The organism is Streptomyces sp. NPDC002055, from assembly GCF_040296705.1.
Lineage (GTDB): Bacteria > Actinomycetota > Actinomycetes > Streptomycetales > Streptomycetaceae > Streptomyces.
This window is the reverse complement of record NZ_JBEOXS010000022.1, coordinates 106,638-120,940: the sequence shown is the minus strand read 5'-3', so window position 1 is coordinate 120,940 and position 14,303 is coordinate 106,638. Positions and strand designations below refer to the sequence as shown.

Below are 14,303 nucleotides of genomic sequence, written 5' to 3'. Positions count from 1 at the left end.
GGGGCCCGAGCCGGTCACGCCGGAGGGCCCGGCACCGCGCATCCGCGGTGCCGGGCCCTCCGTGCCGTGGCGTACTGCCGGCCGTGGGTCAGATGTCGAAGACCTCGTCGACCAGGGCCTGCTGCTCCGCCTGGTGGCGCTTGGCCGAACCGACGGCCGGGGAGGAGGAGTGCGGCCGGGAGACCCGGACCAGACGCTCCTTGTGCGGCACATCGGCGCCGACCGCCAGATCGAGGTGGTCGATCAGGTTGAGGGCGATGAACGGCCAGGCACCCTGGTTCGCCGGCTCCTCCTGGGCCCACACGAACTTCTCCGCGCCCGGGAACTTCGCCATCTCCTCCTGGAGCTCCTTGCCCGGCAGCGGGTAGAGCCGCTCCAGCCGGACGATGGCGGTGTCCGTCGCGCCGCGCTTCTCCCGCTCCGCCGCGATGTCGTAGTACACCTTGCCGGAGGTGAAGACGACCTTGCGGACGGCGGCCGGGTCGACGGTGTCGTCGCCGATCACCGGGCGGAAGCCGCCGCTGGTGAACTCCTCGGCCTTCGACGCTGCCGCCTTGAGCCGGAGCATCGACTTCGGGGTGAAGACGACCAGCGGCTTGTGGTGCGGGTTGTGGACCTGCCAGCGCAGCAGGTGGAAGTAGTTCGACGGCAGCGTCGGCATCGCGACCGTCATGCTGTTCTGCGCGCAGATCTGCAGGAAGCGCTCGATCCGGGCCGAGGAGTGGTCCGGGCCCTGGCCCTCGTAGCCGTGCGGCAGCAGCAGGGTGACCCCGGAGGTCTGGCCCCACTTCTGCTCGGCCGAGGAGATGAACTCGTCCACGACGGTCTGGGCGCCGTTGACGAAGTCACCGAACTGCGCCTCCCAGAGCACCAGGGCCTCCGGGCGGGCCAGCGAGTAGCCGTACTCGAAGCCCATCGCCGCGTACTCGCTGAGCAGCGAGTCGTAGACGTTGTACCGGGCCTGGTCCTCGGACAGGTACAGCAGCGGGGTGTAGTCGTCGCCGGTCTCCCGGTCGACGAGCACCGCGTGCCGCTGGCCGAAGGTGCCGCGGCGGGAGTCCTGGCCGGACAGCCGGACCGGGGTGCCCTCCATCAGCAGCGAGCCGATGGCCAGGGTCTCGCCCATCGCCCAGTCGATCGTGCCGTCCTCGACCATCGCCGCGCGGCGCTGCAGCTGCGGCATCAGCCGCGGGTGCACGGTGATCCGCTCGGGGATGGTGACCTGGGACTCGGCGATCCGCTTGACGATCTCCTGGGAGATCCCGGTGGTCACGGCGACCGGGAACTCCGGCTGGGCCTCGGGGATCTCCGCCGGAGCCGGGGCCGACGTGGCCTCCCGGACCTCGGTGAAGACCTTCTCCAGCTGGCCCTGGTAGTCCTGGAGCGCCTGCTCGGCCTCCTCCAGCGTGATGTCGCCCCGGCCGATCAGGGACTCGGTGTAGAGCTTGCGCACCGAGCGCTTCTTGTCGATCAGGTCGTACATCAGCGGCTGGGTGAACTGCGGGTTGTCGGCCTCGTTGTGACCGCGGCGGCGGTAGCAGATGAGGTCGATGACGACGTCCTTGTTGAACGCCTGGCGGAACTCGAAGGCGAGCCGCGCGACGCGGACCACGGCCTCCGGGTCGTCACCGTTCACATGGAAGATCGGCGCCTCGATCATCCGCGCCACGTCGGTGCAGTACATCGACGAGCGCGAGGCGGCCGGGGCGGCGGTGAAGCCGACCTGGTTGTTGATCACGATGTGCACGGTGCCGCCGGTGCGGTAGCCGCGCAGCTGCGACATGTTCAGCGTCTCCGCGACGACGCCCTGGCCCGCGAAGGCCGCGTCGCCGTGGAGCTGGATCGGCAGGACGGTGAAGTCCGTGCCGGCCTTGCCGATGATGTCCTGCTTGGCGCGGGCGACACCCTCGACGACCGGGTCCACGGCCTCCAGGTGGGAGGGGTTGGCGGTGAGCGAGACCTTGATCTGCTCGCCGTCCAGACCGGTGAAGGTGCCCTCGGCGCCCAGGTGGTACTTCACGTCGCCGGAGCCGTGCATCGACTTCGGGTCGAGGTTGCCCTCGAACTCCCGGAAGATCTGCGCGTACGACTTGCCCACGATGTTGGCGAGGACGTTCAGCCGGCCGCGGTGGGCCATGCCGATGACGGCCTCGTCCAGCCGGGACTCCGCCGCCGAGTCGATCACCGCGTCGAGCAGCGGGATGACGGACTCGCCGCCCTCCAGCGAGAAGCGCTTCTGGCCGACGTACTTCGTCTGCAGGAAGGTCTCGAAGGCCTCCGCGGCGTTCAGCCGGCGCAGGATCCGCAGCTGCTCCTCGCGCTCCGGCTTGGTGTGCGGGCGCTCCACGCGGTCCTGGATCCACTTGCGCTGCTTCGGGTCCTGGATGTGCATGAACTCGATGCCGGTGGTGCGGCAGTACGAGTCGCGCAGCACACCGAGGATGTCCCGCAGCTTGAGCATGGACTTGCCGGCGAAGCCGCCGACCGCGAACTCGCGCTCCAGGTCCCACAGGGTGAGGCCGTGCTCGACGATGTCCAGGTCGGGGTGCTTGCGCTGCTTGTACTCCAGCGGGTCGGTGTCGGCCATGACGTGGCCGCGGACCCGGTAGGAGTGGATCAGGTCGAAGACCCGCGCGGCCTTGGTGACGTCGTCGTCGTGGGTGACGTCGATGTCCCGCATCCAGCGGACCGGCTCGTACGGGATCCGCAGCGACTTGAAGATCTCGTCGAAGAAGCCGTTCTCGCCGAGCAGCAGCTGGTTCATGATCCGCAGGAACTCGCCGGAGGCGGCGCCCTGGATCACCCGGTGGTCGTACGTGCTGGTCAGCGTCATGACCTTGGCGACGCCCAGCTTGTTCAGGGTGTCCTGCGAGGTGCCCTGGAACTCGGCCGGGTAGTCCATGGCGCCGACGCCGATGATGAGGCCCTGGCCGGGCATCAGCCGCGGCACGGAGTGCACGGTGCCGATGCCGCCGGGGTTGGTCAGCGACGCGGTGACCCCGGTGAAGTCCTCCATCGTCAGCTTGTTGTTCCGGGCGCGACGGACGATGTCCTCGTACGCCTGCCAGAACTCGAAGAAGTTGAGCGTCTCGGCCTTCTTGATCGCCGCGACGACGAGCTGGCGGTCACCGTTCGGCTTCACCAGGTCGATGGCGAGGCCGAGGTTGACGTGCTCGGGCTTGACCAGCGTCGGCTTGCCGTCCCTCTCCGCGAAGGAGTGGTTCATCGACGGCATCGCCTTCAGCGCCTGCACCATGGCGTAGCCGATGAGGTGCGTGAAGGACACCTTGCCGCCGCGGGCGCGCTTGAGGTGGTTGTTGATGACGATGCGGTTGTCGAACAGCAGCTTCACCGGGACCGCGCGGACGGACGTGGCCGTCGGCAGCTCCAGGGAGGCGTTCATGTTCTTCGCGACGGCCGCGGAGGGGCCGCGGAGCGGCACGAACTCGGCTCCGGACGGCGCCGGGGCGGCGGCCTTGGCGGCGGGCTTCGCGTCGGCGGCCTTCGCGGCCGGCTTGGCGTCCGCGGGCTTGGCCGGCGCGGCGGGCTTCGCCTCGGCGGGCTTGGCGGCGGGCTTCGCCGCCGGGGGAGCGGCCGGCGCGGCCGCGTCCTTGGCTGCGGGGGCGGCGGTGGCGGCCTCCGGCTTCGGCGACGGGACCGGGGCCCCGGGCTTCGCCTGCGGCGGCGCGGCCACCGCGGAACCGGTGTCCTGACCGGGCTTGTAGTCGGCGAAGAAGTCCCACCAGGCTCGGTCGACCGAGTTCGGGTCCTGGAGGTACTGCTGGTAGATCTCGTCGACGAGCCACTCATTGGGACCGAAGGCGGCCGCGGGGTTCTTCCCCTGCCCGTCTTCGTCTGTCGAGATGCTCGAGGTATTGGGGGACTGTGGCGACACGGCGGCAACCGCCCTCTTCCGCTTCCTAAGGTGGTGGACAGCGGAAATAAAGGCTACGCCCCTCCGGCCCGTGGTTGCAGGCCGGGCCGGTCAGTCGTCGCGCAAGTCACACTGATCGGCGGGTTTCGGCGCATGTTTTGGCGGGAAACACCGTGGGTTCGTGCCCGAACGGGTACGCCTGATCACCCGGCGCGGGCGCGACGGCCCGGACGGGGATGCTCCGCGGCGCCGGAACCGGTCGCCGGCGGCGCCCTCGGGGCGGGTGCGGCGGACGGGTCCGCCGAGGCGGATGTCCCGGAGCCGGTGACCGGCCCCGTTCCCTCCACTTCCCGTTCGACCCTACGTCAACCCTGTGTCGTCGCGTAGCCCGGCAGAGTGACCCGGATCCGACAGCCGCGCGGGGATTCGGCCACCCCGATGCTGCCGCCGTGCAGATCCACCGCCCAGCGCGCGATGGCCAGGCCCAGCCCCGTACCGCCGTCGCTGCCCGGCCCGTGCGGGGTGGAGACGCTGCCCCGGTTGAACCGCTCGAAGATCCGGTGCCGCTCGGACGCCGGGATGCCGGGGCCCTCGTCCAGGACCTCCAGGACCAGGCTGCCCGGCCCCTCGGAGCCGCGCCGGGCCCGCAGGGTGACCCGGCCGTGCGGCGGGCTGTGCTTGACGGCGTTGTCGACCAGATTGGCCACCACCTGGTGCAGCCGCTCCGCGTCCGCGTGCGCGGCGAGCTCCGGCGGCGTGACGTCCAGATGCAGATGGACGTCGGCCCGGGCCTGCTTCTGGCCCCGGGCGGCGGCGGCCATACTGGCCTCCTTCAGCACGCCCGAGAGGTAGGGCCACACCTCGAAGCGCCGGGTCCGCAGCGGAACCACGCCGTTGTCCAGCCGGGACAGGTCCAGCAGGGTCTCCACCAGGCGCCCCAGGCGCTCCGTCTGCCGCAGCGCGGTGCGCATCGTCTCCGGATCGGCCTCGGACACCCCGTCGACGACGTTCTCCAGCACCGCCCGCAGGCCCGCTATGGGGGTGCGCAGCTCGTGCGAGACGTTGGCGACCAGTTCCTTGCGGTGCCGGTCCACCGCCTCCAGGTCGGCGGCCATGTGGTTGAAGGTCTCCGCCAGATCGCCCAGCTCGTCCCGGCGCCCCTCGCGGACCCGCCGGGTGTAGTCGCCGCCCGCCATCGCCCGGGCGACCGTCTTCATCTCGTCCAGCGGCGAGGTCAGGCCGTGCGCCACGAACTGCGTGATCAGCATGGTGGCGATGATGGAGAAGATGGTGACGATCCGGAGCTCGGTCGCCGTGTGGATGGAGACGAAGACCAGCAGGGTGGTGATGGTCACCGAGGCGATGACCAGCGCTCCCAGCGCGGCCTTGACCGAGCGGTAGGGGTCCAGCGGCCGCAGCGCCTCCCACAGCCGGTGCAGCGGGCCGGGCCGCGTCGGGTCCGGCGGGCGCCTGTTCACGGGGCCGGGGCGGCCGGGGTCTCGAGCGCGTAGCCCACACCGTGCACGGTGCGGATCCGCTCCGCGCCGATCTTGCGCCGCAGCGCCTTGATGTGACTGTCGACGGTTCTGGTGCCCGAGGCGTCCGCCCAGTCCCACACCTCGGCCAGCAGCTGCTCCCGGGAGAGCACCGCGCGCGGCGTGTTGGCCAGGCACACCAGCAGGTCGAACTCGGTCGGGGTGAGGTGCACGTCCTCGCCCCGGACCCGCACCCGGCGCTGCGCGTGGTCGATCTCCAGCTCGCCGAAGCGCAGGATCCCGGTCCGCGGGGTGGTCGCGGCCTGCGTGGCCCGCTCCACCCGGCGCAGCAGGACGTGCACCCGGGCGGCCAGCTCCCGCATGGAGAAAGGCTTCGTCATGTAGTCGTCCGCGCCGACGCCGAGGCCCACCAGCATGTCGGTCTCGTCGTCGCGGGCGGTGAGCATCAGCACCGGCACCGGCCGCGCCGCCTGCACCCGGCGGCACACCTCCAGCCCGTCGAAGCCGGGCAGCATCACATCGAGGACCAGTAGATCGGGCTGCCAGGCCTCGGCGGTGTCCACGGCGGCGGGGCCGTCCATGGCCGTCTGCACCTGGAATCCCTCGGCGCGCAGCCGGACCGCGATGGCGTCCACGATGGTCGCATCGTCCTCGACCACGAGGATCCGGCGCTGGGCGCCCGGAGTGGGCGTCGCGCCGCCGAGCGCGCCGTTGTGTGTCTGCTCCATCGTCCCTGCCCCTGCGAGGTTTCCCCGTGCCGTACCGGCCCGGTCGCTGCTGGGAGCAGGGTACGGGCAGCGCGCGGGCCTCGGCTACGCAGGGCGAACGGCGAGATGAACGGCGTCCGGGACGCCCCGGGCAACCGGGATCTCTTCGGTCCGTACATCCACGAACCCGGCATTGCGCAACGCGTCCTCGAACGCCGCGGAGGGCTGGGCCGACCACACCGCGAGCACCCCGCCCGGCGTCAGCCGCTCCCGGCAGGCCGCCAGGCCCGCCGGTCCGTAGAGGCCGTCGTTGTCCTCGGTGACCGTCCAGTCGGGGCCGTTGTCGATGTCCAGGCACAGCGCGTCGTACCGGTCGGCGGGCCCGTCGGTGCCGTGCACATGGCCGACGAGGTCGGCACGGAGGATCTCGGTGCGCGGGTCCGCCAGCGCCGGAGCGGAGATCCGCGCCAGGGGCCCCGCGCGGTGCCAGTCGATCACCGCCGGCTCGCGCTCGACGACCCGGATGCGCCCCCAGCGGGGCTCCTCTGCGGCCCTGACCAGGGAGAATCCCACGCCGAGGCCCCCGATGAGCACGGTGGGCGACGGGCGGCCGTCGGGCAGTGCGGCGAGCGCGGCGTCGATCAGCAGCCGTTCGGAGCGCCCGTCGGAGGTGTCCATCAGGAAGCAGCCGTTGGCGATGATCTCGAAGTGGCCGCCGCGCCGCCGCAGCACCACCTCGCCGTACGGGCCCTCCCGGCGGTCGACCGTGACCGGCCCGGAGTCGCCCTCGGTCGGTGTCGTCGGCATCGGCAGGGGCATGGCTGACGGATTCCTCTCGCTGCGGGCTGCTCGGCGCCGGGTGCCCGGACGGGCGGAGTGCCCGCAGCGAGCCTGCTCCCGGCGCCGCGTACGCCGCCGGGTCACCCGGATGCACCCATCAGCGTAGCGAGCGGCCCGGTGCCGCCGGGGGCGGATGATTTCTGGCGCCACCCGGTTGTCCGGAGTGAGGTATCTCATAGACGTGAGGTGCGGGGGCTTCGGCCGGGACCGGACGAGCCCGGCGGACGCGAGCACCCCGCCCGGCCCGGAAGCGGCCCGGACGGGGCGCCGGCTGCCGCGCCGGCCGCCCGCGGACCGGCGGGGGCGGCCGACGGGGTGGCTCTCGGCGGACCGGCGGGGGCGACGGCTGCCGGGGTGGCTCTCGGCGGACCGATGGGGGCGTCGGCTGCCGGGGTGGCCGTCCGCGGACCGGGTGGGGCGGCTGCTGCGGTGGCTGCCGACGCCGGCCGGCACCCCCTTCACCTTCTGCTACGCCCTGGTGCTCACCGGCACCTCGGTCTTCGCCGACCGGGCCGACCCGGACCTGGTCCACCGGCTGCTCCGGGAGTCCAGCACCGACGTCGAGCATCTGGCGCACCACCCGCTGCTGGTCCTCGTCGCCAGCGCGCTGTGGATCGCGGGCCCGGTGCTCTCCCCGTACCCGGTCTGTTTCCTGCTCGTGCTCACCGCGCTGGAACGACGGCTCGGCGCGCCGCGCACCGTGGCCGTCTTCCTCCTCGGTCATGTCCTGGCCACCCTGCTCACCGAAGTGCCGGTCGCCTTCGCGGTCGCCGCCGGCCGGCTGCCGGAGAGCTCGCTCCACCGGCTGGACTACGGCATCAGCTTCGGCGTGCTCGGCGGCCTCGGCGCGCTCGCCGGACTCCTGCGGCCCCGGCTGCGCTGGGCCGTGCTGAGCGTCGCCGGGGTGGCCCTCGCCCAGGACCTGGCCGAACTCGCCAGCCCGCTCAGCAACTGGGGGCACCTGCTGGCCCTGCTGACCGGGGTCGCCTGCTGGCCGGTGGTGCGCGGGTGGGAGGAGGAGCGGAATGCGGCCGGCGCCCGGCCGCCGTGCGGTCCCGGGACGGCGCCGCGGGCGGCCGCGTCCGGCCGGGACGGGGCGGCCCGGTAGGCGCCCGGGTGTCACCCGTTCCCGGCCGCCTCGCCTCGGGCCGGGACCCGTCGGCTCTCGGCCCGCCCTCCACTTTTGCTGATGCCGCCCCGGCCGCAACGGGTGGCCGGGCCGGCGCCGTACCGGGATGCCGCTCGGGGCGGAGCCGGCTTCAGCCGCAGGCGGTCACTGCTGCTCGGCCCGCTCCGTGCGGCGGGGGGACCCCGTGGCGGCCAGCACCAGCCCCACGGCCCACAGAACGGCCGCGGCCACCCCGGCCGGGACGTCGTGGGCCGGCTGGATGGACCAGGCCCAGGCTTCGGGGGTGTTGTTCGGCCCCACGCCGAGGAACAGGGTGGGACCGAACATGCCGAGAGGCAGCAGCCAGGCCAGCCCGCTCCCGAAGAGCCGCGCACTGATCATGCCGAGCCCGAGATAGCCCACGGCGTTGCGCACCGCCGCGGCGAACACCGGCACCGGCGCCCCGGCGGCCAGGGGAAGAGCGCACAGCCCCACCGCCAGCACCAGCAGCGTCAGCAGATGGACCGCCCGGTGGCGGCGCATGGGCTGCGCCGCCGTCCACTCGAGGTCCGCCATCGGGGAGAAGAGCGTGGTCGCGAGGAGCACCGCGTGGGCGATGGGCACCAGCTCCGCCACCGGCACGCTGAAGTCGGACAGGTAGCGCAGCTCGGGCACCGCGAGCCGCTGCCCCACGAACCCGCTCGCCAGCAAGGCCAGGACGAGGCAGATCCCGGCCGCCCGGGGCAGCCCCCGGCTGCGCGCGACGGCGACGGCGGCGTTCACCGCGGGACCGACGGGACGGGCCGGCAGCCGCGGATCCGTGTCGCGGCGCCCTCGATCCAGGCGTCGCGCTCGGCGGACGGTGCCTTGTTGATCCTTTCGAGGGCCTTCCCGAACCGCTCGCCGTAGTACTCGCTCGGCGCGCCGGCCCGGCTGCGCACCGCCGCTTCGAAGAGGAAGGTGTCCGGGTAGCCGCCGATCGACTTCAGGATGTGGGGCTCGCAGCCGCCCGCCGGCTGCGGCAGCGCGGCGCTGAACAGGGAGTCGGCGAGGTCGCTTTCACTTTCGGAGGGGGAGCTCAGCGGCAGCTCCGCGGTGTGGCCCCTCGGCAGGTCCAGACCGGTGGCGTAGAAGGCGCGGTTGAATCCCGAGAGCTTCCCCAGCCCGGAGTCGAGCCGTTTCACCGCCGCGTTCACCCGGGGGAGGAGGTGGCGGTCGTCGGGCCACAGGCATGCCGTGGTGCGCCCGCTGGTGGCGCAGACGGGACGCGCGGGCTGCGGCGCGGGCTTCGCCCAGAAGGAGTCGCGTGCCGGAGGCGGGAGGACGACGAGTGCGGTGCCCGCCGTGGCGGCGACGACGGTCAGGGCGATCAGCGCGGGAGCCTGGCGGCCGAGCGCCGACCGCCTCTTCAGCGCGGGAATCGCGAGCGCGCAGAGGCCCGCGGCCAGACACCAGACGGCGGCGGTGAGCAGTCGGCCGGTGCTGGGCGCGAAGGTGGTGTCCCAGTGCTCGTCGATGGCGGGGAAGAGGTGGTTCAGCCAGTGCTTCGGGGCGAAGGCGAGCCCGACGAAGAGGCCGTACCAGGCGATGCCCACGAAGGGAGCGAGCACCCTGGACGGCAGCAGCGCGCCGAAGGCCACGCCGACGGCGACCTGCAGCCCCAGCATGGAGGCGCCGAGCAGCAGCGGGGTCCACGCCGGTGAGCTGACGTCGCTGATGGCGGCGGTTCGCGAGAAGGCGATGGCCGTGAAGACCGCGTAGGCCAGCAGCGACCACAGCCAGGAGGCGAGCCAGAGCACCAGGTTCCGGGTCCAGCCGCTGCGTGCGGCGGTGTCGGCCCAGTCCAGGGTGCGGTGCCGGTGGTCGCGGCCGGCCCCCCAGGCGGCGACGCCACTCATCACCGAACCCATCACGATCACACCGAAGAGCTGGACGTTCATGCTGGTCTGGGTCCACCAGCCGATCCAGTCGCTCTGGGCCGGATCCTCGGAGGCGAAGTACCAGGCACCGACGGCCGCCATCAGGGCGGCCACCCACTTGGCCTCGCCTCGCCACATCTCGGTCGTCAGAATGCGGTTCACGCCCCCACCGCCTCCGCCCCGGCGAGATGCAGATATCCGGCTTCCACCGATCCGCCGTCCACCTCGGGCGCGTCGTCCGCGCTCCCGTCCCCGTGCGGGAGGGCGCAGAGTTCGGACACCGTGCCGGTGAAGCGGACCGTGCCCTCCAGGAGCACCGCGACCCGGTCGCACACGTGGGCCACGTCCTCGGCGAGATGCGTGCTCATGACGACGGCCGACTGCTCACCGAGTCCCCGGATCAGGCTGCGGAACCCGACGCGCTGGGCGGGGTCGAGTCCGACGGTCGGCTCGTCCAGGAGGACCAGCGCCGGCTTGTTGACCATGGCCTGTGCGATACCGACGCGCCGCAGCATGCCGCCGGAGAGTTCGCCCATCCTGCGGTCGGCATGGCGGTCCATCTGCACGTGCCGCAGCGCCTCCCGGGCGGCCTCGCGGCGGCCGGCCGCGGGGACCTTGCGCAGCCATGCCGCGTACTCGGTGAACTCGAGCACGGTGAAGCGCGGGTAGAAGCCGAAGTGCTGGGGGAGGACACCGATCCGCCGGCGCAGGCGCCGCACCCCGGCGCCCTTCGTCGCCTGCTCCCCGAGCAGGGTCACGGTGCCACCGGCGGGTCTGCGTGCGGTGCTCAGCAGGGAGAGCAGGGTGCTCTTGCCCGCGCCGTTGGGGCCGAGCAGTCCGGTGACGCCGGGTGGGAACTCCAGCGAGACCTGGTCCAGCGCGGTCAGCGAGCCGTAGTGCATCGAGACGTCGGCGACCGCCGCGACCGGCTCGGAGCCGGTCGCGGCGGCGCTGTTGAGAAGTGACACCGCGTTCCTGATCAGTTCTGGGCGTTCACGTAGCCGTAGGCGCGGCTGCCGGGAATGCCGGCCCATGTGGCCTGGGTGTAGTACTTGCTGCTGGTGCTGGTGCCCTTGTACGAGCCACAGCCGTAACCCGAGCGGTAGCTGCGCGAGGTGCTGGCTATCTTCGGGTCGGGGCGGAAGCTGCGGTCCTCATAGATGTACGCGCTGAACGTCCTGGTGTCGTTGACCGGAACGTCGCCGCACGCCTTGGCGTGGCCGCTGCTCTTGCCCTTCCAGCGGTCACCGTCCTCCTTGTTGCCCGCGGTGGCCACGGAGAACGGAAGCCGGCTGCCGCTGATCTCGGCCGCCACGGCGCTCGCCGCGGGAACGGCGAGGGCCAGCACCGCGACGGCTCCGACCATCGCTCGCTTCCGCTTGCTCGGCATGGTCATGCGCATGAATCCCCCTGTTTTGTAAGGCCTGTTGGTCTCGAATGTTCAAGACCTGTTCGGCTCGGACCAATCTATGGGGAAGGGCGACGGATTCGTGGTGAATACATCGATTGTGGTGATGATCACTGTACGGCGTGTTACCTCGCGCCCTCTTGACACGCGCCGCCGCGGTCGCCCTCCCGGCCGGTGTCGCCCGTCGCCCGTCGCCCGTCGCGTGTCGCGTGTCGTCCTGGAGGGTGGATGACGCCGGCCGGGCGGAAGAAGTCGCGCCGCCCGCCGGTTCTCCTGTCCGGCAAGCCCGGCGGTCGATCGCTCACAGCGAACGCCGCCCGGGGAACATCCCGCCCCCTCCCTGCATTGAGTCATTAGCGCTCAACTTGAATGCCTAAGGGGAGATCATGGCTTCGACGTCCACACCGCTCACCCTGCCCGTGCTGCCGCTCGACGACGAGGTCGTGCTGCCCGGAATGGTGGTGCCGCTGGACCTGTCCGACACCGAGGTGCGGGCCGCGGTGGAGGCCGCGCAGGCCGCCGCGCGGTCCGGGGGCGGCAAACCGCAGGTGCTGCTGGTCCCGCGGGTCGACGGCACCTACGCCGGGATCGGCACCCTCGGCGCCGTCGAGCAGGTCGGCCGGCTCTCCGACGGCGACCCCGGCGCGCTCATCCGCGGCGTGAGCCGGGTGCGCGTGGGGGCCGGGACCACCGGGCCCGGCGCCGCCCTCTGGATCGAGGGCACCCGGGTCGAGGAGGTCACTCCCACCGGCCCCGACGGCGAGGGGCTGCCGGGCTCCGTCACCGAGCTGATGAAGGAGTACAAGGCCCTCGCCACCAGCTGGCTGCGCAAGCGCGGCGCCTGGCAGGTCGTGGACCGGGTGCAGCAGATCGACGACGTGTCCCAGCTCGCCGACAACGCCGGCTATTCGCCGTTCCTGACCGTGCGGCAGCGGGTGCAGCTGCTGGAGACCACCGACCCGGTGGCCCGCCTCCGACTGGCCGTCGGCTGGCTCGGCGAGCACCTCGCCGAGCAGGACGTCGCCGAATCCATCGCCAAGGACGTCCAGGAGGGTGTCGACAGGCAGCAGCGGGAGTTCCTGCTGCGGCGCCAGCTGGAGGCCGTCCGCAAGGAGCTCTCCGAGCTGAGCGGCGACCCGGACGACGAGTCCGACGACTACCGGGCCCGGGTCGAGGCCGCCGGCCTCCCGGAGAAGGTGCGCGAAGCGGCCCTCAAGGAGGTCGACAAGCTGGAGCGCTCCTCCGACCAGAGCCCCGAGGGCAGCTGGATCCGCACCTGGCTCGACACCGTGCTGGAACTGCCGTGGAACGAGCGGACCGAGGACGCGTACGACATACCCGGCGCCAAGGCCGTCCTCGACGCCGACCACGCCGGCCTCGACGATGTGAAGGAGCGCATCACCGAGTACCTGGCCGTGCGCAAGCGGCGCACCGACCGCGGGCTGGGCGTCGTCGGCGGCCGCCGCGGCGGTGCCGTCCTCGCCCTCGTCGGCCCTCCGGGGGTCGGAAAGACCTCGCTGGGCGAGAGCGTCGCCCGCGCGATGGGCCGGAAGTTCGTCCGGGTCGCGCTCGGCGGCGTCCGGGACGAGGCGGAGATCCGCGGCCACCGGCGCACCTACGTCGGCGCGCTGCCCGGCCGGATCGTCCGCGCCGTGAAGGAGGCCGGGGCCATGAACCCGGTGGTGCTGCTCGACGAGATCGACAAGGTGGGGTCCGACTTCCGGGGCGACCCGGCCGCCGCCCTGCTCGAAGTCCTCGACCCGGCCCAGAACCACACCTTCCGGGACCACTACCTGGAGGTCGAGCTCGACCTGTCGGACGTCGTCTTCCTGGCCACCGCCAACGTCCTGGAGGCGATCCCGGAGGCGCTGCTCGACCGGATGGAACTGGTCCGGCTGGACGGCTACACCGAGGACGAGAAGGTCGTCATCGCCCGCGACCACCTGCTCCCGCGCCAGCTGGAGCGTGCGGGCCTGGAGCCCGGCGAGGTGGTGCTGGAGGACGAGGCGCTGCGCCGGCTGGCGGGGGAGTACACCCGCGAGGCGGGCGTGCGGAACCTGGAGCGGGCCGTCGCCCGGCTGCTGCGCAAGGTCGCGGCCCGGCACGAGCTCGGCGAGCAGGAACTGCCGCTGACCGTCGGCCCGGACGGCCTGCGGCCGCTCGTCGGACGCCCGCACCACGTGCCGGAGTCCGCCCAGGACCCGGGCGAGCGGCGCACCGCGGTGCCCGGCGTGGCGACCGGACTCGCGGTCACCGGGGCGGGCGGCGACGTCCTCTTCGTCGAGGCCTCGCTCGCCGACCCGGAGACCGGGGGCAGCGGACTGACGCTGACCGGACAGCTCGGTGACGTCATGAAGGAGTCGGCGCAGATCGCGCTCTCCTTCCTGCGCTCGCACGGCGCGGAGCTGGAACTCCCCGTCGGCGACCTGAAGGAGCGGGGCGTGCACCTGCACGTCCCGGCCGGTGCCGTGCCCAAGGACGGGCCGAGCGCGGGCATCACCATGACCACCGCGCTCGCCTCGCTGCTGTCCGGCCGCCGGGTCCGCGACGACGTGGCGATGACCGGCGAGGTGTCGCTGACCGGACGGGTGCTGCCCATCGGCGGCGTGAAGCAGAAGCTGCTGGCCGCGCACCGGGCGGGCGTCACCACCGTGGTGATCCCCAAGCGGAACGAGGCCGACCTCGACGAGGTGCCCGCCGAGATCCTGGAGAAGCTGGACGTCCACCCCGTCTCCGACGTCCGTCAGGTCATGGAGCTGGCCCTGGAGTCCACGGCGGCCCCGGTGCGGGCGGCCGCGTAACGGCTCCGGCGCAGGCGCCACCACCGCGGCGGCCGGGCGGCCCGGGAACACCGGGCCGCCCGGCCGTTCGCGTGCCACCGGCCCGTCCCGCCGCGCGGCCGTTCGTCCGCCTCCGGTCAGCCCCGCCGCCGCACGAGCCGCCCGGCTGTT

At 72.6% G+C, this 14,303-nt stretch carries 10 protein-coding genes; 2 read left to right on the top strand and 8 right to left on the bottom strand.

Annotated features, from left to right (window positions below; all coding sequences use genetic code 11):
* Positions 1-88: 88 nt before the first annotated feature.
* The 4 genes from ABT112_RS16390 to ABT112_RS16375 form a co-directional block, all read right to left on the bottom strand.
* Positions 89-3,895 (bottom strand): multifunctional oxoglutarate decarboxylase/oxoglutarate dehydrogenase thiamine pyrophosphate-binding subunit/dihydrolipoyllysine-residue succinyltransferase subunit, encoded by a 3,807-nt coding sequence (locus ABT112_RS16390; RefSeq protein WP_351510007.1) that lies wholly within the window; start codon positions 3,893-3,895, stop codon positions 89-91.
* Positions 3,896-4,239: 344 nt separating this feature from the next.
* Positions 4,240-5,352 carry a HAMP domain-containing sensor histidine kinase gene (locus ABT112_RS16385; protein ID WP_502975362.1) on the bottom strand — a complete coding sequence of 371 codons (1,113 nt, stop codon included), beginning with the start codon at positions 5,350-5,352 and terminating at the stop codon, positions 4,240-4,242.
* Positions 5,349-6,098, bottom strand: a complete 750-nt coding sequence (locus ABT112_RS16380; protein ID WP_351510005.1) for a response regulator transcription factor — start codon at positions 6,096-6,098, stop codon at positions 5,349-5,351. The genes ABT112_RS16385 and ABT112_RS16380 overlap by 4 nt, the downstream gene beginning before the upstream one ends.
* An 84-nt stretch (positions 6,099-6,182) precedes the next feature.
* Positions 6,183-6,896: a spermidine synthase family protein gene (locus ABT112_RS16375; RefSeq protein WP_351510003.1), complete on the bottom strand. Its 714-nt coding sequence runs from the start codon at positions 6,894-6,896 to the stop codon at positions 6,183-6,185.
* Between the two features lie 433 nt (positions 6,897-7,329).
* On the opposite strand from ABT112_RS16375, the gene ABT112_RS16370 reads away from it, so the two are divergent.
* Complete coding sequence (locus ABT112_RS16370) at positions 7,330-8,025, top strand: rhomboid-like protein (protein ID WP_502975359.1); 696 nt, start codon at positions 7,330-7,332, stop codon at positions 8,023-8,025.
* Between the two features lie 165 nt (positions 8,026-8,190).
* Here the strand turns inward: ABT112_RS16370 and ABT112_RS16365 are convergent, their stop codons facing one another.
* Genes ABT112_RS16365 through ABT112_RS16350 form a run of 4 tightly spaced genes read right to left on the bottom strand, consistent with a single transcriptional unit; the run spans position 8,191 to position 11,340 of the window.
* Positions 8,191-8,808, bottom strand: a complete 618-nt coding sequence (locus tag ABT112_RS16365; RefSeq protein ID WP_351510001.1) for a hypothetical protein — start codon at positions 8,806-8,808, stop codon at positions 8,191-8,193.
* Complete coding sequence (locus ABT112_RS16360; protein ID WP_351510000.1) at positions 8,805-10,106, bottom strand: hypothetical protein; 1,302 nt, start codon at positions 10,104-10,106, stop codon at positions 8,805-8,807. The genes ABT112_RS16365 and ABT112_RS16360 overlap by 4 nt, the downstream gene beginning before the upstream one ends.
* Positions 10,103-10,912, bottom strand: a complete 810-nt coding sequence (locus ABT112_RS16355) for an ATP-binding cassette domain-containing protein (RefSeq protein WP_351509998.1) — start codon at positions 10,910-10,912, stop codon at positions 10,103-10,105. The genes ABT112_RS16360 and ABT112_RS16355 overlap by 4 nt, the downstream gene beginning before the upstream one ends.
* 11 nt (positions 10,913-10,923) lie before the next feature.
* A complete protein-coding gene (locus ABT112_RS16350) occupies positions 10,924-11,340 on the bottom strand; it encodes a hypothetical protein (protein ID WP_351509995.1) in 417 nt (138 codons plus the stop codon).
* Positions 11,341-11,738: 398 nt separating this feature from the next.
* On the opposite strand from ABT112_RS16350, the gene lon reads away from it, so the two are divergent.
* Positions 11,739-14,153 (top strand): endopeptidase La, encoded by a 2,415-nt coding sequence (lon, locus tag ABT112_RS16345; protein WP_351509993.1) that lies wholly within the window; start codon positions 11,739-11,741, stop codon positions 14,151-14,153.
* Positions 14,154-14,303: the final 150 nt, after the last annotated feature.